21 protein-coding genes are annotated in these 21,932 nt (G+C 70.8%); 19 read left to right on the forward strand and 2 right to left on the reverse strand.

Going from position 1 to position 21,932, the window contains the following annotated elements:
* From HALOF300_RS25985 to HALOF300_RS26070, 18 genes are all read left to right on the forward strand, one after another.
* Positions 1-561 (forward strand): HIT family protein, encoded by a 561-nt coding sequence (locus HALOF300_RS25985; protein ID WP_231955788.1) that lies wholly within the window; start codon positions 1-3, stop codon positions 559-561.
* Positions 548-1,219 carry a phosphatidylinositol phosphate synthase gene (pgsA, locus tag HALOF300_RS25990; RefSeq protein WP_156743781.1) on the forward strand — a complete coding sequence of 224 codons (672 nt, stop codon included), beginning with the start codon at positions 548-550 and terminating at the stop codon, positions 1,217-1,219. Before HALOF300_RS25985 ends, pgsA begins: the two co-directional genes overlap by 14 nt.
* Positions 1,216-2,196 carry a phosphatidylinositol mannoside acyltransferase gene (locus HALOF300_RS25995; protein ID WP_156743782.1) on the forward strand — a complete coding sequence of 327 codons (981 nt, stop codon included), beginning with the start codon at positions 1,216-1,218 and terminating at the stop codon, positions 2,194-2,196. Before pgsA ends, HALOF300_RS25995 begins: the two co-directional genes overlap by 4 nt.
* On the forward strand, positions 2,193-3,356 hold the full coding sequence (locus HALOF300_RS26000) for a glycosyltransferase family 4 protein (RefSeq protein ID WP_156743783.1): 1,164 nt from the start codon (positions 2,193-2,195) through the stop codon (positions 3,354-3,356). The genes HALOF300_RS25995 and HALOF300_RS26000 overlap by 4 nt, the downstream gene beginning before the upstream one ends.
* A complete protein-coding gene (locus HALOF300_RS26005; protein WP_156743784.1) occupies positions 3,353-3,943 on the forward strand; it encodes a LemA family protein in 591 nt (196 codons plus the stop codon). The genes HALOF300_RS26000 and HALOF300_RS26005 overlap by 4 nt, the downstream gene beginning before the upstream one ends.
* Before the next feature lie 10 nt (positions 3,944-3,953).
* The gene (locus HALOF300_RS26010; protein WP_156743785.1) at positions 3,954-5,249 is read left to right on the forward strand and encodes a PrsW family intramembrane metalloprotease; all 1,296 of its coding nucleotides are present in this window, start codon (positions 3,954-3,956) and stop codon (positions 5,247-5,249) included.
* A gap of 61 nt (positions 5,250-5,310) precedes the next feature.
* Positions 5,311-6,240, forward strand: coding sequence for a pyridoxal 5'-phosphate synthase lyase subunit PdxS (gene pdxS / locus HALOF300_RS26015; RefSeq protein WP_156743786.1), 930 nt, complete (start codon positions 5,311-5,313; stop codon positions 6,238-6,240).
* Complete coding sequence (locus HALOF300_RS26020; protein ID WP_231955789.1) at positions 6,237-6,767, forward strand: NUDIX hydrolase; 531 nt, start codon at positions 6,237-6,239, stop codon at positions 6,765-6,767. The genes pdxS and HALOF300_RS26020 overlap by 4 nt, the downstream gene beginning before the upstream one ends.
* Positions 6,764-7,438, forward strand: a complete 675-nt coding sequence (gene pdxT / locus HALOF300_RS26025; protein ID WP_156743788.1) for a pyridoxal 5'-phosphate synthase glutaminase subunit PdxT — start codon at positions 6,764-6,766, stop codon at positions 7,436-7,438. Before HALOF300_RS26020 ends, pdxT begins: the two co-directional genes overlap by 4 nt.
* Positions 7,439-7,442: 4 nt before the next feature.
* Positions 7,443-8,201: a YebC/PmpR family DNA-binding transcriptional regulator gene (locus HALOF300_RS26030; RefSeq protein ID WP_154794273.1), complete on the forward strand. Its 759-nt coding sequence runs from the start codon at positions 7,443-7,445 to the stop codon at positions 8,199-8,201.
* Between the two features lie 84 nt (positions 8,202-8,285).
* Positions 8,286-8,897 carry a crossover junction endodeoxyribonuclease RuvC gene (gene ruvC, locus HALOF300_RS26035; protein ID WP_231955790.1) on the forward strand — a complete coding sequence of 204 codons (612 nt, stop codon included), beginning with the start codon at positions 8,286-8,288 and terminating at the stop codon, positions 8,895-8,897.
* 67 nt (positions 8,898-8,964) lie between these two features.
* Positions 8,965-9,570, forward strand: coding sequence for a Holliday junction branch migration protein RuvA (gene ruvA / locus HALOF300_RS26040; RefSeq protein ID WP_156743790.1), 606 nt, complete (start codon positions 8,965-8,967; stop codon positions 9,568-9,570).
* Positions 9,563-10,609, forward strand: a complete 1,047-nt coding sequence (gene ruvB / locus HALOF300_RS26045) for a Holliday junction branch migration DNA helicase RuvB (protein ID WP_231955791.1) — start codon at positions 9,563-9,565, stop codon at positions 10,607-10,609. The genes ruvA and ruvB overlap by 8 nt, the downstream gene beginning before the upstream one ends.
* Before the next feature lie 107 nt (positions 10,610-10,716).
* Entirely contained in the window at positions 10,717-11,154 is a 438-nt protein-coding gene (gene yajC / locus HALOF300_RS26050; protein ID WP_156743792.1) for a preprotein translocase subunit YajC, read from the forward strand.
* Between the two features lie 62 nt (positions 11,155-11,216).
* Complete coding sequence (gene secD / locus HALOF300_RS26055; protein ID WP_156743793.1) at positions 11,217-13,271, forward strand: protein translocase subunit SecD; 2,055 nt, start codon at positions 11,217-11,219, stop codon at positions 13,269-13,271.
* Positions 13,272-13,273: 2 nt separating this feature from the next.
* Positions 13,274-14,371 carry a protein translocase subunit SecF gene (gene secF / locus HALOF300_RS26060; RefSeq protein ID WP_408637049.1) on the forward strand — a complete coding sequence of 366 codons (1,098 nt, stop codon included), beginning with the start codon at positions 13,274-13,276 and terminating at the stop codon, positions 14,369-14,371.
* On the forward strand, positions 14,368-14,910 hold the full coding sequence (locus HALOF300_RS26065; protein WP_154794266.1) for an adenine phosphoribosyltransferase: 543 nt from the start codon (positions 14,368-14,370) through the stop codon (positions 14,908-14,910). Before secF ends, HALOF300_RS26065 begins: the two co-directional genes overlap by 4 nt.
* Positions 14,911-14,935: 25 nt before the next feature.
* The gene (locus HALOF300_RS26070) at positions 14,936-17,287 is read left to right on the forward strand and encodes a RelA/SpoT family protein (protein WP_156743795.1); all 2,352 of its coding nucleotides are present in this window, start codon (positions 14,936-14,938) and stop codon (positions 17,285-17,287) included.
* Positions 17,288-17,313: 26 nt separating this feature from the next.
* Here the strand turns inward: HALOF300_RS26070 and HALOF300_RS26075 are convergent, their stop codons facing one another.
* Together HALOF300_RS26075 and HALOF300_RS26080 are read right to left on the reverse strand one after the other, a co-directional pair.
* A complete protein-coding gene (locus tag HALOF300_RS26075; RefSeq protein WP_231955792.1) occupies positions 17,314-19,422 on the reverse strand; it encodes a DUF349 domain-containing protein in 2,109 nt (702 codons plus the stop codon).
* Positions 19,419-20,222 (reverse strand): peptidylprolyl isomerase, encoded by an 804-nt coding sequence (locus HALOF300_RS26080; RefSeq protein WP_156743796.1) that lies wholly within the window; start codon positions 20,220-20,222, stop codon positions 19,419-19,421. The genes HALOF300_RS26075 and HALOF300_RS26080 overlap by 4 nt, the downstream gene beginning before the upstream one ends.
* Before the next feature lie 207 nt (positions 20,223-20,429).
* Here HALOF300_RS26080 and hisS point away from each other — a divergent pair, with 207 nt between their 5' ends.
* Positions 20,430-21,785 (forward strand): histidine--tRNA ligase, encoded by a 1,356-nt coding sequence (hisS, locus tag HALOF300_RS26085; RefSeq protein ID WP_156743797.1) that lies wholly within the window; start codon positions 20,430-20,432, stop codon positions 21,783-21,785.
* Positions 21,786-21,932: the final 147 nt, after the last annotated feature.

Consider the following 21,932-nt stretch of genomic DNA (forward strand, 5'->3'; position numbering starts at 1 on the left):
GTGGCGCCTGACGTCGAGGATGCCGGCGCTCACCCGGGCGAGCCGGACGGCTACCAGCGGCTCTGGACCCCACACCGGATGGCCTACATCGGTGGGGAGTCCAAGCCTGTCTCCGACGCCGCCGGGGACTGCCCGTTCTGTGCCGCGCCGAAGCGGGCCGACGACGAGGCCCTGATCGTCCACCGGGGCGAGACCGGGTACGTGCTGCTGAACCTCTACCCGTACAACTCCGGGCACCTGCTGGTCTGCCCGTACCGGCACGTGGCCGACCTGGTGGACCTGACCACGGCAGAACGGCACGAGCTTGACGACCTGGTGGTGGCCTCGATCCACGCGCTCACTGCGGCCAAGCACCCGGACGGGTTCAACCTCGGCATGAACCAGGGTTCTGCCGCCGGCGCCGGGGTGGCCGCGCACGCGCACCAGCACGTCGTGCCCCGCTGGTCCGGGGACGCCAACTTCCTTCCGATCGTGGGCCGCACGAAGGCCCTCCCGGAGTTGCTCGCCGACACCCGCGCCGAGCTCGCGGCCGCCTGGGGGAGTTCCGATGGTGCTCGGTAGCCGCGGCCGCGGCTTCAGCTCGGTCGTGTTCGGGCCCGTCGCGCGGCTGCTGGTCCGCCTGCACGTCAGCCCGGACGCGGTCACTGTCGCGGGGACGGTGGCCGTCTCCTCGGCAGCGCTGATCCTTTTCCCGCAGGGGTACCTGGTGGCCGGCGCCCTGATCACCGGGATCCTCGTGCTCACCGACTCCGTCGACGGTCTGATGGCGCGCCAGATCGGGCGGACCAGCCAGTTCGGTGCCTACCTCGACTCCACGATGGACCGGATCTCGGACTCGGCGATCTTCGCCGGCCTGATCCTGTACTTCGTGAACGCGCCCGACGGCGACTGGCGGATGCCCGGCATCATCGCCGCCCTCGCATGCCTGATCCTGGGCAGCCTGGTGTCCTACGCCCGGGCTCGCGCGGAGGGGCTCGACTTCACCGCCAAGGTCGGCCTCGCCGAACGCGCGGACCGGCTCATCGTCGCGCTCGTGGCGACCCTCGCCGTCGGGCTCGGCGCCCCGACCGCGGTGCTCGTCCTCGCGCTCTGCCTGCTCGCCCTGGCCAGTCTCTACACGGTCGGCCAACGCACCGCCACGGTGTACCGGCAGGCCGACGCGCGCGACGCGGCGCAGCGCGACGCCGCGGGCCGCGACGGGGGAGGATCGCAAGCATGAGGCGACCGGACCCCGCCAAGGCGTTCCAGATCGCGTGGAAGGTTGTCGGGAGGATGCCCCGATCCCTGGCTCGCGGCGTCTTCGACGTGATCGCCATCGGTGCGCACACCGCCCGGATCGGCGGGGTGCGTCAGCTCGAGGCGAACCTCGCCCGGGTGCGGCCCGAGGCGGACGCCCGGGCGTTGCGCCGGCTGTCCCGCGCCGGGATGCGTTCATACATGCGGTATTACTGCGAGTCGTTCCAACTGCCGTCGATGACCGCAGCGGAGCGGGACGCCCGGGTGCGGGCCATCGGTGCCGACGCGGTCCGTGAGCACGTGCAGGGTGGCGGTTCGGTGGTGATGGCGCTCGGCCACGCCGGCAACTGGGACCTCGCCGGCGCCTGGGCGCAGGAGCACGTCGGCCGGGTGGTGACCGTCGCCGAGAAACTCGAGCCGGAGGAGCTGTTCCGGGAGTTCCTCGCGTTCCGGGAGGGCCTTGGCATGGTCATCGTGCCCTACGAGCGCGGCTCCGGGGTGTTCCGGCGGCTGATCTCCGAGGCCCGCGATCCGGCCCTGATCCCGCTGCTGGCGGACCGGGACCTGTCCCGGTCCGGCGTGGAGGTACTTCTCGGCGACGTCCCGATGCGGGTGGCCCCGGGCCCCGCGGCCCTCGCGATGGCCTCCCGGTCGGCACTGTCCCCGGTGTTCATCCACTACGAGCGACTGTCCGGGGCCCGCAGGCGGACCGCGCGCAGCCCGTGGGGCATCGTCATCGAGTTCTGCGACTTCGTCGACCTGCCCGACGGCGGCGCGCGCCAAGGTTCTGGCGGTGCGGCCCGGGAGGAGCGCACCCAGGTGCTCACCCAGCTCTGGTTCGACGTCTGGGCGGCGCGGGTGCGGGAGCACCCGCAGGACTGGCACATGCTGCAGAAGGTGTTCACCGCGGACCTGGACCCGGACCGGCTGGCCCGCGCGAGCGTGGAGCAGGCGCCGTGAGGATCGGCCTGGTCTGCCCGTACTCCTTCGACGCGCCGGGCGGCGTGCAGTTCCACATCCGTGACCTTGCCGAGAAGTTCCTCGAACTGGGTCACGAGGTGTCCGTCCTGGCGCCCGCGGACGAGGACACCCCGGTCCCGGACTACCTCGTCTCCGTCGGCGGGGCGCTGCCGGTCCGGTACAACGGCTCGGTGGCCCGGCTCTCGTTCGGGCCGGTCGTCGCGGCGAAGACCCGGTCCTGGCTGGCTGCCGGGAACTTCGACGTGGTGCACATCCACGAGCCGCTCGCGCCGTCGGTGGGACTGATCGCCCTGATGCAGTCCGAGGCCCCGGTGGTCGCCACCTTCCACAGCGCCCAGCTCCGCTCCCGGGCGATGCAGCTCGGGTACCCGCTGGCACGGCCAGGGCTGGAGCGGATCAGCGCCCGGATCGCGGTGTCCGAGGACGCGCGGCGCACCATCGTCGAGCACATGGGCGGCGACGCCGTCGTCATCCCGAACGGCGTGTACACGCAGGTGTTCGCCACCGCCGAGCCCGCCGAGAGGTGGCGCGGCACGCCGCAGGCACCGACCATCGCCTTCCTCGGCCGGCTCGACGAGCCCCGGAAGGGGCTGGCGGTCCTCGCCGCCGCCGCGCCGGCGATCCTGGACGCCCATCCCGGCGCCCGGTTCCTGATCGCCGGCAAGGGAGACATGTCCGAAGCCCGGCAGCTCCTGGCGGACCGGGCCGACGCCCTTGAGGAACTCGGCCCGATCACGGACGCCGAGAAGGCGTCCATGCTCGCCGCCACCGACCTCTACGTGGCGCCGCAGCTCGGTGGGGAGAGCTTCGGCATCGTACTCGTCGAGGCCATGAGCGCCGGGGCTTCTGTGGTGGCAAGCGACCTGCCCGCGTTCCGCCGGGTCCTCGACGACGGGGGCTCCGGCTTCCTGTTCACCACGGGCGACCCGGACTCGCTGGCCAGCACGATCATCGGTGCCCTCGCCGACCCCGCGGAGATGGAGCGACGACGTGCCTACGCACGCACCGCCGTCCGGCGTTTCGACTGGGACCGGGTGGCGGCCCGGATCCTCGACGTGTACGCGATGGTGACCGAGCACCAGACCGCGGAACCGCGCTCGCTCCTGGGCCGCCTGTTCGGGCGGGGTGAGGGCCGATGAGCGGCGCCGAGATCACGCTGGTCGTCATCGCCGCCCTGGCGCTGGCTGGATTCCTGCTCTGGCGGATCGCCCAGCGGCTGGACCGGCTGCACCAGCGCGAGCTCTCCTCGCGTGCCACCTTGGACGCCCAACTGGTGCGGCGCGCGGAGGTGGCCGTCGCCCTGGCGGAATCGGGGGTCCTGGACGCCGCCAGCGCCCTGATCGTCGGGGACGCCGCGTGGCGCGCCGCCGTGGAGGCGAGACGCCTCGTCGGCGACGACGCCGGCGACCCCGCCAGCACCGACGACACCCGCGGCCAGGCGGAGAGCGAACTGACCCAGGCCCTGCGCGCAGCTCTCGGTGGCGGCCAGGACCAGGCGCACCTCGCCGCCGAGCCCGGCGGCCGGGACCTGCTCGAGCGGCTCGCCCAGGCGAACTACCGGGTGCAGCTGGCCCGCCGGTTCCACAACGATGCCGTGGTCCAGATCATCGCCATGCGGGACAGCACGCTCGTGCGCACGTTCCACCTTGCCGGCCGGGCCGAGCTGCCCCAGACCTTCGAGATGGACGATGCGCTGACCGTCCAGGCGGAGAGTGCCAGGCCCTAAGGTTGGGGCCATGTCGAACCAGTACGGCTACCCGAGCGGCCCGAGCGGGAACGGCCCGACGGCCCAGCAGCCGCAGCGGCAGGCCTACCCGACGGCGTACCGCCCGGGCGGGTTCGCGCCGTCGCCGGCGGACTGGGGCACCATGAACGCCGCGGTGGCCCCGCCGCCGAACACGACCGGTCCGATCGAGCAGGTCTGGGCGCCCGGTCAGCGGCGCAGCAACCGGCACCTGTTCAACGTGATCGGGTACTCCCTCGGCGCTGTCACGCTGGTCATCGCGCTCATCATCATCATGTACCAGACCGGGGTCGGGAAGACCACGGCGGCGTTCTTCCTGGCGCTCATCCCGCTCACGATCGTGCTGCTCGGGGTGCGCTGGCTGGACCGGTGGGAGCCGGAGCCGAAGGGGATGCTCGTCCTCGCGCTGCTCTGGGGCGCCGGGGTGTCCGTGCTCAGCGCGCTGCTGATCAACACCGCGATCATCCAGTGGATCTACGAGCAGACGCTCGACGCGCAGGGAGCCAACACCCTCGGCGCAGTGGTGGTGGCCCCGGTGGTCGAGGAACTGGTCAAGGGAATCGGAGTGCTGCTGATCTTCCTGTTCCGGCGGCAGCACTTCGACGGACCGGTCGACGGCGTCGTGTACGCCGCGACCGTGGCCGCCGGGTTCGCGTTCACCGAGAACATCCTGTACTTCTCCCAGAACGCCGACGAGGTCTGGACCGTCTTCGTGCTCCGCGGCATCTTCTCGCCGTTCGCGCACGCCCTGTTCACCTCCTGCGTCGGTATCGCGCTCGGCATGGCGGCCCGGTCGAGCCGGGCCAGCGTCGTCGTGTTCGCTTTCCCGGTCGGCCTCGTCGGCGCGATGGGGCTGCACGCCCTCTGGAACGGCAGCGCCAGCCTCGGCAACAACTTCGTGCTGCTCTACCTCGTGATCCAGGTGCCGCTGTTCATCGCCACCGTCGTGCTGCTGGCCTGGCTGCGAAGACAGGAGGCCGACGTCATCCGGGCGCGCCTGTCCGAGTACGCCCAGGCGGGCTGGTTCGCCCCGCACGAGGTTGAGATGCTCTCCTCGCTGCGGATGCGCGGGCAGGCCAGGACCTGGTCCGACGGGTACGGCGAGCGGGCCAAGGAGGCGATGCGCTCGTTCCAGCGCGACGCGACCTCGTTGGCGTACCTGCGCCAACGGGTCCTGACCGGACGCGCGGACCTGCGCGCCTCCCAGAGCGAGCACGAGCTGCTGAACATGGTCCAGCGCGACCGGCACGTGTTCACCACCAACGCCCGCGGCGTCGGTCCCGCCTGAGCCGGTCCGCGGACTAAACTGGTGGCTCACGCCCCCACCCAACCTTCGATCAGAGGTCAACGTGTCCGAGCAGTCCCAGTCAGCGCACTCCGAGCCCACCGCCGCAGCCCCCGAGGTCGGCACCGCCCGCGTGAAGCGCGGCATGGCGGAGATGCTCAAGGGCGGCGTCATCATGGACGTGGTGACCGCCGACCAGGCGAAGATCGCCGAGGACGCCGGCGCGGTCGCCGTGATGGCCCTCGAGCGGGTCCCGGCGGACATCCGCGCCCAGGGCGGCGTGTCCCGGATGAGCGACCCGGACATGATCGACTCGATCATCGAGACCGTGTCCATCCCGGTGATGGCCAAGGCCCGGATCGGCCACTTCGTCGAGGCGCAGGTGCTGCAGAGCCTCGGCGTGGACTACATCGACGAGTCCGAGGTGCTCACCCCGGCGGACTACTCCCACCACATCGACAAGTGGCAGTTCACGGTCCCGTTCGTGTGCGGTGCCACCAACCTCGGCGAGGCGCTGCGCCGGATCACCGAGGGTGCGGCGATGATCCGCTCCAAGGGCGAGGCCGGCACCGGCGACGTCTCCAACGCGACCACCCACATGCGAACCATCCGCGACGAGATCCGCCGCCTGACCTCGCTGCCCGAGGACGAGCTGTACCTGGCCGCCAAGGAGCTGCAGGCGCCGTACGACCTCGTCAAGGAGGTCGCCGCGAACGGCAAGCTGCCGGTCGTGGTGTTCACCGCCGGGGGCATCGCGACCCCCGCGGACGCGGCGATGATGATGCAGCTCGGCGCCGAGGGCGTGTTCGTCGGGTCCGGGATCTTCAAGTCCGGCAACCCCGAGCAGCGCGCCGCGGCCATCGTCAAGGCCACCACGTTCTACGACGACCCCGACGTCATCGCGAAGGTCTCCCGCGGGCTGGGCGAGGCGATGGTCGGCATCAACGTCGACGACATCCCGGTGCCGCACCGGCTCGCCGAGCGCGGTTGGTGAACGACCTCGGCCCGGAGTGGCGTCTCGGCCCTGACGGCCGGTACTTCCGCAAGGCCGCCCGGGTGCTCCTGCTGGACCACGCGGATCGGCTCCTGCTCGTGCGCGGTCACGACGTCGACCAGCCCGAGCGGTCCTGGTGGTTCACCGTCGGCGGCGGGATCGACACGGGGGAGAGCTCCCGCGAGGCGGCCGTGCGTGAGGTCGTAGAGGAGACCGGGCTGAGCGTGGACCCCGACGCCCTGGTCGGCCCGGTGCTGACCCGGTCCGCCGTCTTCGACTTCTTCGCCCGAGACGTCCGGCAGGACGAGGAGTTCTTCGTGGCTCGGATCTCCTCGCCCGGGGAACTGAGCGAGGCCGGCTGGACCGAGATCGAGCGGGACTTCGTCGACGAGATGCGGTGGTGGGACCTGGACGCCCTGGCGGAGGTCACGGTCGAGGTCTTCCCCGCGGAACTGGTCGAGGTGACCCGCTCGCTGCTCGACGGGTGGGACGGGACCGTTCGGCACCTGGGCGAGGTGTCCGAATGAGCGGCCCGCTGATCGGCGTCCTGGCCCTGCAGGGGGATGTCCGCGAGCACACCCACGCCCTCCGGGCGAGCGGCGCCGAGGTGGTGCCGGTGCGCCGGCGCAGTGAGCTCGCCGCCGTCGAGGGCCTGGTGATCCCCGGTGGGGAGTCGACCACGATGGACCGGCTCCTGAAGGTCTTCGAGCTGTACGAGCCGCTCCGTGCGCGGATCGCCGACGGCCTGCCTGTGTACGGCTCCTGCGCCGGGATGATCCTGCTCGCCGACCGGATCCTGGACGGCGCCGGTGGGCAGGGCACGGTCGGTGGCCTCGACGTGACGGTCCGCCGGAACGCGTTCGGGCGGCAGGTCGACTCCTTCGAGGAGGACCTGGACGCCCCGCTGCTCGGGGCCGGGGAGGGCGACCCGCCCTTGCACGCGATCTTCATCCGGGCGCCCTGGGTCGAGGAGGTCGGGCCGGACGTCGAGATCCTGGCCACGGTGAGGTCCGGGCCGGCGGCGGGTAGGATCGTCGCCGTACGCCAGGGGGTGCTGATGGCCACGGCCTTCCACCCGGAGATCGGATCGGACCATCGGGTCCACCGGGCCTTCGTCGACCTGGTGCTCGCGCACCGCCGTCGCGAGGAGTCCGCCGCGGCGGACCTGGAAGCAGCACGGGTAACGAGAAGAGGGTAGGGACATGTCCGGTCACTCAAAGTGGGCGACGACCAAGCACAAGAAGGCCGCGATCGACGCCAAGCGGGGCCAGTTGTTCGCGAAGCTCGTCAAGAACGTCGAGGTCGCTGCGCGCACCGGCGGCGGGGACCCCGCGGGCAACCCGACCCTCTTCGATGCCATCCAGAAGGCGAAGAAGTCCTCGGTCCCGAACGACAACATCGACCGCGCCGTCAAGCGTGGCTCCGGCCTCGAGGCCGGCGGCGCCGACTACCAGACCATCATGTACGAGGGCTACGGTCCCGGCGGCGTCGCGGTCCTGGTCGAGTGCCTGACCGACAACCGCAACCGCGCGGCCTCCGATGTGCGCGTCGCCTTCACCCGCAACGGCGGATCGCTCGCGGACCCGGGCAGCGTGTCCTACCTGTTCACCCGCAAGGGTGTGGTGCTCGTGCCGAAGTCCGGTGAGCTGGGCGAGGACGACGTCCTCGAGACGGTCCTGGACGCCGGCGCCGAGGAGGTCAACGACCTCGGTGAGGCGTTCGAGGTGATCAGCGAGGCGACCGACCTGGTGGCCGTCCGCACCGCCCTGCAGGGGGCCGAGATCGACTACGACTCCGCCGAGGCCCAGTTCGTGCCGGCCACCCAGATCGAGGTGGACGCCGACGGCGCGCGCAAGGTGCTGCGCCTGATCGATGCCCTCGAGGAGAGCGACGACGTGCAGAACGTGTTCGCGAACTTCGACGCCTCCGACGAGGTCATGGCCGAGCTCGAGAACGACTGACCCCCGCCCAACCTCGGGCTGATGCACGGCGGGTTGTGCGTGGCGCTACCGCGCCATGTCCGACGGCGGTGCGAGAGTAACGGGGTGAGCTTCCGCATCCTTGGGGTCGACCCGGGCCTGACCCGCTGCGGCCTCGGCCTCGTCGAGGCCGGTCGGGGCCGGAGCCTGCGGCTGGTGGATGTCGGCGTGGCCCGGACCGGGGCCGACGAGGACCCGGCGCAGCGGTTGCTGCACATCGCGGACGAGCTGGAGGCGTGGATCCGCCGGCTCGAGCCGGACGCGGTCGCGGTGGAGCGGGTGTTCGCCCAGCAGAACGTCCGCACCGTGACCGGCACGGCCCAGGTGGCCGGTCTGGCCATGGTCGCGGCCACACGGGCCGGGGTCCCGGTCGCCCTGCACACCCCGAGCGAGGTGAAGGCCGCCGTCACCGGCAACGGCCGGGCGGACAAGGCTCAGGTGCAGGAGATGGTGCGCCGCATCCTCGGTCTCGAGCAGCGGCCCCAGCCGGCGGACGCGGCGGACGCCCTGGCCCTGGCGATCACGCACGCCTGGCGAGCCCACGCCGTCGGGCAGGTGCACGGCGCTCAGGGCGGCCGGCAGACGCCCGCCCAACAGGCCTGGGCCCGCGCGGAGGCGGCCGCCCGCACCGGGGGCAGGACGCAGCGGGTGACCGCCCGCCCGGCGGGTCGCGGGTAGGCGCACGCGGCGCTCAGATACGCTGGGTGGTCGTACGGATGTTCGTTCAAGCGGGAGGTCGTAGTCGGTGATCGCGTCGGTGCGAGGTCGGGTCGAGCACGTCGGGCTGGATGCGGCGGTCCTCGAGGCCGGGGGACTGGGGTACCGGATCCACGCGACCCCAGGCACGCTCGCGACGCTGCGTGATGGTGCCGAGGTCAAGCTGGCCACCACGCTCGTGGTCCGTGAGGACTCGATGACCCTGTTCGGCTTCGCCGACGACGAGGAGCGGGACGTCTTCGAACTGCTGCAGACCGTGAGCGGCGTCGGCCCTCGGCTGGCCCTGGCGATGCTCGCTGTACACACGCCGAACGGACTGCGCCGCGCGGTCGCCGGTGAGGACTTCAAAGCGCTGACCCGGGTGCCCGGGATCGGGGACAAGGGCGCCCGGCGGATCGTCCTGGAACTCGGCGACCGGCTCGGACCCGCGATCGAGGAGGGTGCCCGCCCGGCCCCGACCCCGGCCGGGTCACAGGCGGACGTGGTGGCGGCACTGGTCGGTCTCGGCTGGGCGGCGAAGCAGGCCGAGGCCGCCGTGGACAAGGTACTGGCCGAGGGGGACCTGAATGCCGCGGACACCGGTGCGGTGTTGCGAGCGGCCCTGCAGCACCTCGGCGGGAGTGCACGTGGCTGAGCACCCCGAGCAGGACAAGCTCGGCGAGCACCTGCTCGCTGCGGAGGCGGACGAGCTGGACCGCGCCGCCGAGGCGGCCCTGCGCCCACGGCGGCTCGCGGAGTTCATCGGCCAGCCGGTGGTCCGCGACCAGCTCTCGCTCGTGCTCGACGCGGCCAACGCTCGCGGCCGGACCCCGGACCACGTCCTGCTCGCCGGCCCGCCGGGACTTGGCAAGACGACGCTCGCGATGATCATCGCCGCCGAGGTCGATGGCGCCCTGCGGCTCACGTCGGGACCAGCGGTGCAGCACGCCGGGGACCTCGCCGCGATCCTGTCCGCGCTCCAGGAGGGCGACGTCCTCTTCATCGACGAGATCCACCGGCTCGCCCGGCCCGCCGAGGAGATGCTGTACCTGGCCATGGAGGACTTCCGGGTGGACGTGGTGGTCGGCAAAGGGCCGGGCGCCACGGCGATCCCGTTGTCGCTGCCCCGGTTCACCGTCGTGGGCGCGACCACTCGTTCGGGGCTGTTGCCCGCACCGCTGCGCGACCGGTTCGGTTTCACTGCCCACATGGACTTCTATTCGACGGCGGAACTGGAGTCGGTCCTACGCCGTTCGGCCCGGCTGTTGGGCGCCGAGCTCGCCGAGTCCGCGGCCGCGGAGATCGCCAAGCGGTCCCGCGGCACACCCCGGATCGCGAACCGGCTCCTGCGCCGGGTTCAGGACTGGGCGCAGGTGCGCGGCACCGGTGCGCTCGACCACGCGGCCGCGATGGCCGCCCTCAAGGTGTTCGAGGTGGACGAACTCGGGCTGGACCGGCTGGACCGGTCCGTCATGCGGGCCCTGTGCGAGCGGTTCAACGGTGGGCCGGCCGGGCTGACCACGCTGGCGGTCGCCGTCGGGGAGGAGCCCGAGACCGTGGAGACCGTGGTCGAGCCGTTCCTGGTCCGAGAGGGCCTCATGGCCCGCACTCCGCGGGGCCGGGTCGCCACGGCGGCGGCGTTCGCCCATCTCGGCCTGACGCCCCCGAACCAGTCCGGCATGCTCTGGGACTGACCGTACCCACGCGGTGTGGCCCCCGGATTGCTGGCGGCGGATGGTTGGTGCCTTCAGTCTTGTCGCCTAGAATCGGGCGAACCCCCTCGATCTTGGAGTAATTCCTCATGGATGGTCAGAGCCCGATCCTGCTCATTGTGCTCGGCGTTGCGATCGTCGGCCTGTTCTGGATGAACAGCCGCGCGAAGAAGCAGCAGCAGCGCAAGCTCTCGTTCCGGGACTCGCTCGTGCCGGGCCAGGAGGTCCAGACCATCGGTGGTCTGGTGGGCACCGTCACGCACGTCGAGGGCGACCTGATCACGATCGCGACCACTCCCGGCACCGAGCTGCGGTTCGTGCGCGCGGCCATCGCGAAGCTCGTCGAGCCGACGGAGGCCGACGAGGAGTTCAGCGACGAAGTCACCGATGACACCGACGACGGCGAGACCGCCGCGCCAGAGCAGTCGGAAGGGACGCCGTCGGCCACGGCGTCCGGGGACCGACCGACCGGCTTCCTCTCCGACGACGACCTGAAGAAGCCCTACCGGGACGGCGAGAAGCCGTAACGCTCGCCCACGTTCCGCCCATCTTGTGGCGCTGACGCGCGCCCACACGGAAGAAGACCTCGTTGGCAACACCTAAGAAGCCTGCCGTTCGTCCGCTGCGCACGCTGACGTTCCTGGCGGTGCTGATCGCGATCGTGTTCGGCTCGGTCGCCGCCGGCACGAAGTGGTCCGACGCGACGTGGACGCCGAACCTCGCGCTCGACCTCGAGGGCGGGACGCAGCTGATCCTCACCCCGAAGACCGAGGACGGCGACCCGATCACAGCCGACCAGGTCAACGAGGCCATCCGCATCATCCGGCAACGCGTCGACGCCTCCGGTGTGGCCGAAGCGGAGATCACCAGCCAGGGCGGCCAGAACATCGTCGTCGCGCTGCCCGGCACACCGTCCGAGGAGACTCTCGACCTGGTCCGTCGCAGCGCCCAGATGCGGTTCCGGCCGGTGCTCGTCGAGGCCGGCCCGGGGCAGATCGACCCCGCCCAGCTCGAGGCTGCGGAGCAGGACCCGAACGCCGTCGATCCGAACGCCGTCGATCCGAACGCCGATCCGGAAGCGACGGACCCCGCATCGGACCCGGCCACGGAGGAGACCACCGAGCCCGCCGCGGACGGCGCCGTCCGCGGGACGGTCGGGGCCGAGACCACGCCGCCGAGCGACGATCCCACGACCGAGCAGCCCGTCGAGGGCGCCACGGAGGAACCGGCCGAGGAGCCCACGGCCACCACCTACACCCCGGAGGAGATCGAGGCTGCGGCGATGGCGGCCTCCGACGCCAACGGCGACGGGGTGCTCTCGAACGAGCCCGCCACCGAGCCGACCAGTGCGAGCGACCAGGCGTGGATCACCGAGCAGATCACGTATGACTTCTACATGCTCGACTGCACCGACCCGGCGAACCTGGTCGGCGGTGGCGGCGACGACCCCGACGCACCGCTCGTGTCCTGCGCCGACGACGGCACCGCGAAGTACATCCTCGGCCCGATGGAGATCGCCGGCACCGAGATCTCCTCCGCCAGCTCCGGCCTCCAGGTCACCGAGTCCGGCACCGTCACCAACGACTACGTCGTCAACATCGAGTTCACCTCCGAGGGTGGCGAGACCTTCGCCGCCGTCACCGAGCGCCTCGCCTCGCCGGAACTGCAGGCGAACGGGACCAACCGGTTCGCGATGGTGCTGGACGGTCTGGTGATCTCGGCGCCGAGCGTGACCGCGCAGATCCCGAACGGTGAGGCCCAGATCAGCGGAAGCACCGCCAACCCGTTCACCCGGGACGAGGCCACCGCACTGGCGAACCAGCTCAACTTCGGTGCCCTGCCGATTACCTTCGAGGTGCAGAGCGAGGAGCAGATCTCCGCGACCCTTGGCACGGAGCAGCTCGAGCGGGGGCTGCTCGCCGGTCTCATCGGGCTGATCCTGGTGGTCATCTACTCGCTGTTCCAGTACCGCGGGCTCGCCATCGTCACGGTGGCCAGCCTCGTCGTCGCCGGTTCCCTGGTGTACGGGGTGATCGCACTGCTGTCCTGGGTCCAGGGGTACCGGCTGTCCCTGCCCGGCGTGGCCGGTCTCATCGTGGCCATCGGCATCACCGCCGACTCGTTCATCGTGTACTTCGAACGTATCCGTGACGAGGTCCGCGAGGGCCGGCGCCTCGACGCAGCCGTCGAGGAGGGCTGGAAGCGGGCCCGACGGACCATCCTGGCGTCCGACGCCGTGAACCTGCTCGCCGCCGTGGTGCTGTACTTCCTGGCCGTCGGCGGGGTCCGCGGGTTCGCGTTCACCCTCGGCCTCACCACGATCATCGACCTCGTGGTGGTCGTGCTGTTCACGCACCCGATGGTGCAGCTGCTGACCCGCACGAAGTTCTTCGGGGAGGGACACCGGCTTTCCGGTCTCGACCCGGAGCACCTCGGCGCCACCGTCTCCGCATACAAGGGCCGGGGCCGGTTCCGCAGCCCCGAGGAGCGGCTCACGATCGCCGAGCGAAGGCGCCGCGACGCCGAGTCCGCGGCTTCTGCGGGGTCTGCGGCATCGCCCGAACCCGCGGAGGACTCCCCGGACGATCCCGGCGGCGGGTCCGAGAGCGTCACCTCCACTTCGGCCAAGGACGGTGAGAAGTGATGATGAACTTCGCCAAGTTCGGTAACGAGCTCTACTCCGGCAAGCGCTCGTTCGACATCGTCGGCAACCGTCGGCGCTGGTTCGCCATCGGGATCGGCCTGATCATCCTCTCCGGGCTGCTCGTCGGCATCCGTGGGATCAACCCCGGGATCGAATTCCGGGGCGGCTCGGAGTTCACAGTCTCCGGGATCTCCAACCCGGACCCGCAGCTCGCCCACGACGCACTCGCCGAGGTCAACAGCGAGCAGGTCGCACGGGTCTCCACGGTCGGTTCGTCGGCGATCCGTGTGCAGACCGAGGAACTCACCGACGCCGAGACCGACGAGCTCGCCGACCTCCTGGCCGAGGCGTACGACGTCCCGACGGCGGACGTGACGTCCTCGTTCGTGGGCCCGTCCTGGGGCGCGGACGTGACCTCGAAGGCGGTCCAGGGGCTGGTCATCTTCCTGGTCCTGGTCACCCTCGTGATGGCCCTGTACTTCCGCCGATGGTCTATGGCGATCGCCGCACTCATCGCGCTGCTGCACGACCTCATCGTGACGATCGGGCTGTACTCCGGGGTCGGGTTCGAGGTCACCCCGGCGAGCGTGATCGGGTTCCTGACGATTCTCGGGTACTCGCTCTACGACACGGTGGTGGTCTTCGACAAGGTCCGGGAGAACACCGAGGGTGTCCTCGATCAGAGCCGCTACACCTACGCCGAGGCGGCGAACCTGGCCGTCAACCAGACCCTGGTGCGGTCCATCAACACCTCGGTGGTCGGGTTGCTGCCGGTCGCGTCGATCCTGTTCGTCGGAGCCTTCCTGCTCGGTGCCGGCACCCTGCGCGACATCGCGCTCGCCCTGTTCATCGGGATGCTCCTGTCCACGCTGTCCTCGATCTTCATCGCCACCCCGATGGAGGTGGTGCTGCGGCAGCGTGACCCGAAGATCGCGGCACACACGGCGAAGGTGCTCGAACTACGGGAACGTCGCGTTGCCGAGGCCGAGGAGGACGGTCTCACGGCCGACGAGGTGCTCGCGGAGGCACGGGCCGGCGGCCTGGTGGCCGGGCGGCACCTCGGGCAGGGTGCACAGCCACGGCGCAAGACCAAGCGATGACGCCACGGATGATCTCCGCGGGGCTGCACGGCCTGATCACGGAGAAGGTCCGCGACGTGCCCGACTTCCCGGAGCCCGGGGTGCTGTTCCGGGACATCACCCCGCTGCTTGCCGACGGCACCGCGTTCTCGGCGGTGGTCGGTCACCTCGCCGACGTGTTCGGCGGCGAGGTGGACGTCGTGGCGGGTATCGAGGCCCGCGGGTTCCTGCTCGCGGCGCCGCTCGCGGCCGTGCTCGGCGTCGGTGTCGTCGCGGTCCGTAAGGTCGGCAAGCTGCCCCCGCCCACGTTACGCACCGCGTACGACCTCGAGTACGGCAGCGCGGAGATCGAGGTCTCCCCGGCCGGGCTCACGCCCGGTGCGCGGGTGGTGCTGATCGATGACGTGCTCGCCACCGGTGGCACCGCAGCGGCCGCGTGCCGGCTGCTGGAGGAGGCGGGCACGAAGGTGACCGGCATCGGGTTCCTCATCGAACTCCTGGAGCTGGGCGGTCGGGACCGCCTGCCCGACCGCCCGATGCACGCCCTGGTCAGCTACTGAGCCGTGCAGGTCGTAGCATGGCTGGATGAGCGAGGACGTCGCCGTCGGGACCACACCCGACCCCGGTAGCCGGGATCAGGGTGGCGATCCGGTCGTGCCCGGATCCCGGATGCGATCGCGTCTGGTCCGCCTGGGATCGCGCGGGCACTCCACCGCGCCGGCGATCGAACCTCTCATCCAGGTGGTGCGCAGCAACCATCCGAAGGCGGACACAGCGCTGCTCGAACGCGCATACCGGGTGGCCGAACGTGCCCACAAGGGGCAGTCCCGCAAGAGCGGCGATCCCTACATCACGCATCCGGTCGCCGTCGCCACGATCCTTGCCGAACTCGGCATGACCCCGCCAACGCTGGCGGCGGCACTGCTGCACGACACCGTCGAGGACACCAGCTACAGCCTCGATGCGCTCCGCGCCGACTTCGGCGACGAGATCGCCGTCCTCGTCGACGGCGTCACGAAGCTCGACAAGGTCACCTACGGTGAGGCCGCGCAGGCCGAGACCGTCCGCAAGATGGTGATCGCGATGGCCCGCGACATCCGGGTGCTGGTGATCAAGCTCGCCGACCGGCTGCACAACGCGCGCACCTGGAAGTACGTGTCGGCGAACTCCGCGTCCCGCAAGGCCCGCGAGACGCTCGAGATCTACGCCCCACTGGCCCACCGACTGGGCATGAACACCATCAAGTGGGAGCTCGAGGACCTGTCCTTCGCCACCCTGTACCCGAAGGTGTACGAGGAGATCGTCCATCTCGTGGCCGAGCGGGCCCCGGCCCGGGAGGAGTTCCTGGCGATCGTCCGGGAGCAGGTCACGGCGGACCTGAAGGCCGCGAAGATCAAGGCCACCGTCACCGGCCGGCCCAAGCACTACTACTCGATCTACCAGAAGATGATCGTCCGCGGCCGCGATTTCGCGGACATCTACGACCTCGTCGGTGTCCGCGTCCTGGTGGACTCGGTCCGGGACTGCTACGCCGCCCTCGGTGCGCTCCATGCGCGCTGGAACCCGGTGGCCGGGCGCTTCAAGGACTACATCGCGATGCCGAAGTTCAACATGTACCAGTCGCTGCACACCACGGTGATCGGGCCGACCGGCAAGCCGGTCGAGATCCAGATCCGCAGCATGGACATGCACCGGCGGGCCGAGTACGGCGTGGCCGCGCACTGGAAGTACAAGGAGACGGCGAAGCAGACCGGCAAGCAGGGCAGGACCGAATCGGACGCCGATGCGATGCCGTGGCTGCGCCAGCTCCTGGACTGGCAGCGGGAGACCTCGGACCCGGGGGAGTTCCTCGATTCGTTGCGGTTCGAGATGTCCGGCGCGGAGGTGTACGTCTTCACACCGAAGGGCGACGTCCTCGCGCTGCCTGCCGGATCCACGCCCGTGGACTTCGCCTACGCCGTGCACACCGAGGTCGGCCACCGCACCGTCGGGGCGCGGGTGAACGGGCGCCTGGTGAACCTAGAGTCGACCCTCGAGAACGGTGACACCGTCGAGGTGTTCACCTCACGTGCCGAGGGTGCCGGACCGAGCCAGGACTGGCTGAGCTTCGTGAAGAGCCCTCGAGCCAGGAACAAGATCCGGGCCTGGTTCACGAAGGAGCGGCGCGAGGAGGCCATCGACTCCGGGCGCAACCTCATCGCGAAGGCGATGCGCAAGCAGAACCTGCCGATGCAGCGGCTGCTGAACCACGAGACCCTGGTCACCCTCGCCGATGAGCTGCGATACGCCGGCGTCAGCGAACTCTATGCGGCCGTGGGCGAGGGGCACGTGTCCGCGTCGAACGTGGTGCAGAAGCTCGTCACGTCGCTCGGGGGCGAGGAGGTCACCGAAGAGGACGAGGCGGAGGCGACCCGCCCGGGCCAGCCGGCACAGCGCAGCCGCTCCGGTGACCCCGGGGTGATCGTCAAGGGCATGGGGAACACGGACCTGTGGACCAAGCTCGCCCGGTGCTGCACCCCGGTGCCCGGCGACCCGATCGTCGGCTTCATCACGCGCGGGTCGGGTGTGTCCGTGCACCGGGCGGACTGCTCGAACGTCGATGGGCTACGCGCCCAGCCGGAGCGGATGATCGATGTGGACTGGGCTCCGAACGCGCAGAGCGTGTTCCTGGTGCAGATCCAGGTCGAGGCCCTGGACCGCAATGGGCTGCTGTCCGACGTGACCAAGGTGCTCTCGGACAACCATGTGAACATCCTGTCCGCCAACGTCGCCACGTCGAGGGACCGGGTGGCCGTGTCCCGGTTCGTGTTCGAGATGGCTGAGCCGTCCCACCTCGGTCATGTGCTCCGAGCGGTGCGCAACATCGATGGCGTCTTCGACGTGTACCGGCTCACCGGTTCCCGCTCCGACAAGTCCCACGGCGCCGCGACGGTCTGAACCGCCGCGGCGCACGTACGGATGCGTCAGCGGGCGTCGTCCGCGGCGCGGAGCACCTGCTCCAGCCACGCCTTGCGGGCGTCGAGGGCCTCGGTGGCGTCCTTGATGCGACGGGCGTCGCCTGTGGCCTTCGCCTTCTCCAGGTCCTCCTCGAGCCCCGCGATGGCGGCCTCGAGCTGGGCGGCGGCGCCTTCCGCGCGAGCACGCACCCGCGGGTTGGACGTCTTCCACTCCCGCTGCTCGGCGTCCCGGATGGCCTCCTCGACGGCCCGCAGCCGTGCCTCGACGCGCTGCAGGTCGCCACGAGGCACCTTGCCGGCCGCCTCCCAGCGGTCCTGGATGTCCCGGAGCTTGGCCTTCGCGGAGCGCAGGTCGCGGACCGGCAGGATCCCCTCGGCCTCGGTGAGGATCGTGAGCTTCACCTTCAGGTTCTCGCCGAACTCGGCGTCCGTCTCGGCGTTGCGGGCGTTGCGTGCCTCGAAGAACGTGTCCTGAGCGGCACGGAACCGCGCCCACAGGGCGTCGTCCTCCTTGCGGGAGGCGCGGCCGGCCCGCTTCCACTCGTCCATCAGGTCGCGGTACGCGGCGGCCGTTGGTCCCCAGTCCGTCGAGCCCGAGAGTGCCTCGGCCCGCTCGATCAACTGCTCCTTGGTGGCCTTGACCTGACCGTGCGTCTTGTCCAGCTCGGCGAAGTACTGGCGCCGGTTCCGGTCGAACTGGGACCGGGCGTGCGAGAACCGCTTCCAGAGCGCGTCCTCGGACGGGCGGTCCAGCCGGACGCCGGTCTTCTGTGCGTGCTTCCACTCGTCGAGGAGCTTGCGCAGTTCCTCGCCCTGCTGGCGCCACTGCACCCTGGCCGGGTCCGCCCCGGCGATCTCCTCGGCGCGCTCCACGATGACCGTGCGCTCGGCGAGGGCCTGCGCGCGGGCCGCCTCCCGTTCGGCGGCGATCTCCTTGCGGCGCTCGGCGGCCTGCTCGCGCAGGTCCTCCAGCTCCGCTCGGAGCCCGTCGAGGTCGCCGACCACGGCCGGGTCCTCGAACTGCGAGGTCAGGCCGGCCAGGGTGCTGTCCAGGTCCTTGACGGTCAGCGTCGACAGGCGGGTGCCGAACAGCCGGACCTGGGCCTGCAGGTCGAGGAAGCGTCGGATGTACAGCGAGAGCGCCTCCTCCTCGGAGACACCGGGGTACTGCCCCACGACGCGTTCGCCGTCGCCTTCGCGCACATGCACCGTGCCGTCCGCGTCGACCCGGCCGTACTCGGCCGCCGCAGCGACCTCGATCGGGTCGAGTGGGGGACCGGCCTCGGTGCTCGCGTCGACCGGCGCGGGCGCCGCGACCGGGGGCACGACGGCGGGGGTGGTGTGCGCGAGCACCGCCGGCGTCGGTACCGGGCCAGGCCGAGGTCCCGGGCGCGGCACCGGCTTCGGGGCCGGTGCAGCGGTCTCTGCCTTGCCCGCGGTCTCGGTCTGTGCGACCGCGGGCTCGGTCTGTTCGACGGCGGGCGTCGCCGCCTCCTGGGAGGCCGGCTCGGTCGCCGCGGACTCCTCGGCATTCGGAGCGTCACTGGGTTCGGCAGCCGGCGCTTCGGCGGGTGCGTCGTCGGACCCTGTCACCGCTGCAGCCTGTTCGGCGGGTGCCTCCGACTCGACGGCGGGTGCGTCGCCGCTCTCCGTCCCGGCTGGATCGGGTACGCCAGCGCGCTCGTGGGCAGCCGTCTCTGTGGGCTCCGCAGCAGCCGTCTCGGCGCCAACCGTCTCGGCAGCAGCCGTCTCAGTGGGCTCGGCGGCGGGTGCGTCCGACTCTTCGCCGGTGGCCGAGTCAGTGCCGTTCGCAGCGACTTCAGCTGCCGGTGCCACTGCCTCATCGGCAGGTTCGTCGGTGGTTCCAGTCGATCCGTCGACGGCCGGTGCGGTTGCTTCGTCGGCGACAGGCGCCTCGTCGTCGGCAGGTGCCTCGGCGGCTACTGCCTCGTCGGCCACCACTTCCTCGGCGGCGTGCACCTCGGTAGCCTCGGCGGCCGACGCTTCGGTCGCCACGGCCTCGATGGCTTCGGTCGGTGGCACGGTCTGCTCCTGCGACAACTGGATCTCCACGTCTTCGTTCGGTTGGTCCGGGTTGTTCGGGTGCTCGGTCACAGGACCTCCACGCTCTCGATGATGACGTTCTCGATCGGTTGTCCGTCCCCGGAGCCGTCGGCGGTACCGGCTGCACCGATCGCCTGCAGGATCTCCAGGCCGCTGTCGATGGTGCCGAAGACCGAGTAGCCACCGGCCGCGTCGGAGGGCAGCGGGACGTCATTGAACACCAGGAAGAACTGGGAACCCTGACTCTCGGCGTTGCCACCCTGCCGGGCCATCGCGATGGTGCCGGTGGGGTACACGTCGTCCGCGGGTGCGTTCTCGATGGGACCGAAGGAGTAGCCGGGGCCGCCTCCACCGGTCGCCGTCGGGTCGCCGCACTGCAGCAACGAGTCCGGCAGCAGGCGATGACAGGCGGTGCCGTCGTAGAAGCCGTTGGAGGCCAGCATGATGAAGGAGGCCACGGACTGCGGCGCGAGCGCACCGTCCAGGGTTGCCTCGATGTCACCCATGTTGGTGTGGATGATGATGTTCCAGTCCTGGTCCAGCGAGTCGGCCGCCGGCGGCGGGGCCTGATAGGTCTGCGGGTTCGTGGTCGGCAGCGCACCCGGCTCGGTCGCAGGTGACTCGCTCCCGGGTGCCGTGGCAGTGTCGCTGGCGCCCGGGTCGGCAGCGGGGTCGGCCTCCAGCTGCCTGTTCCAGAAGAACAGCCCGGCGACGGCCACGAGGAGTGCGAGCACCGACACGGTCGCGACGATCCGCCGCTCCCGCGCGACGGCGTTGTTCTTGGCCAACTTTGCGGCACGCTTGTTGTATCGACGACGCGCGTACTCGCGTTCCCGTTTACTCGGGGACACCTATTTCCTCCTCGGAACAGACAACGGCCACGATGCGGACTCACACCCCGAACCCGCGCCGACACGCGCGCACGCGGGGACGCCGAAGGTGGCGCACGTGCCCGATTCTAGGCAAGGCTGCCATACGCCCCTGACCGTGGGGGTCCTCCGGCCGGTCACGGGATGGTCACAAACTCACGGTGCGTCGCTCGATGGAATGATGGGGGCATGGCTCGAATCGCACCCCTGTCCGGATTTCCCGAGTGGCTTCCCGAAGGCCGCGCCGTCGAATCGCACATCCTGCGCACCGTGGCGCAAGTCTTCGAACTGCACGGCTTCGTGGGGATCGAGACGCGTGCGGTGGAGCCGCTCGAGCAGCTGCTGAGCAAGGGAGAGACGTCCAAGGAGGTGTATCTCCTGCGCCGCCTGCAGGACGACGGCCCCGAGCAGCAGGTCGCCGGTGACAAGACACTCGGCCTGCACTTCGACCTGACCGTGCCGTTCGCGCGCTACGTCCTCGAGAACGCCGGGCACCTCGCCTTCCCGTTCAAGCGCTATCAGATCCAGAAGGTCTGGCGTGGCGAGCGGCCCCAGGACGGCCGGTTCCGCGAGTTCACCCAGGCGGACATCGACGTCGTCGGTTCCGAGGAGCTCCCGTTCCACTTCGAGGTGGAGCTCCCACTCGTGATCGCCGAAGCGTTCGCTGCCCTGCAGGAGATCGGGCTGCCGCCAGTGCGGATCTCGGTGAACAACCGGAAGGTCGCGCAGGGCTTCTACGAGGGCCTCGGTCTGGCCGACGTGGAGGGCGTCCTGCGCACGATCGACAAGCTCGACAAGATCGGCCCGGACGCCGTCGCCGAAGCACTCCAGCGCGACAACGGGGCGAACGAGGAGCAGGCCCGGGCCTGCCTGGCCCTGGCGTCCATCACCGGCACCGATGCGTCCGTCGCCGAGCGGGTGCTTGCCCTCGGCGTGCGGACACCTCGTCTCGAGGAGGGTCTGGACGAACTGGTCCGGCTCGTCGAGACCGCCGCCGCACGAGCCCCGGGGGTGGTCGTGGCGGACCTGAAGATCGCCCGCGGCCTGGACTACTACACGGGCAGCGTCTACGAGACCACCCTCGTCGGCCACGAGCAGCTCGGCTCGATCTGCTCGGGCGGCCGCTACGACTCGCTCGCCTCTGACGGCAGCCACACCTATCCGGGGGTTGGCCTGTCCATCGGGGTGTCCCGCCTGGTCTCCCGTCTGCTCGCCGCGGGTCTGTCGTCGCCCACCCGGGCGATCCCGACGGCGGTGCTCGTCGCGGTCGCGGATGAGGCACACCGCGGGGCTTCCGACGGTATCGCCGCGGCGCTGCGCGCGCGCGACATACCTGCCGACGTCGCCCCGAGTGCGGCCAAGTTCGGCAAGCAGATCCGCCACGCGGACCGCCGTGCGATCCCGTTCGTCTGGTTCCCGGGCGTCGACGGCGCCGCCGACCAGGTCAAGGACATCCGCTCCGGTGACCAGGTCGACGCGGACGCAGCGACCTGGGCGCCGCCGGCGCAGGACCGCTGGCCGGTGATCCTCCCGCAGACCTCCTAGCGCCGCAGATCTCCTGGAACGGTGGTGGCACGCCGGGTCGGGCACGGTGCGGTCAGGGTTGGTGGCCCGCGCACCCAGTCGATACCTGTCTGCGACCCCTACGACGGAAGGACCCCAGCACGCGAGTGCTGAGGTCCTTCAAGTCGT

This window comes from Occultella aeris, assembly GCF_902703175.1.
Classification (GTDB): Bacteria; Actinomycetota; Actinomycetes; order Actinomycetales; family Beutenbergiaceae; genus Occultella; species Occultella aeris.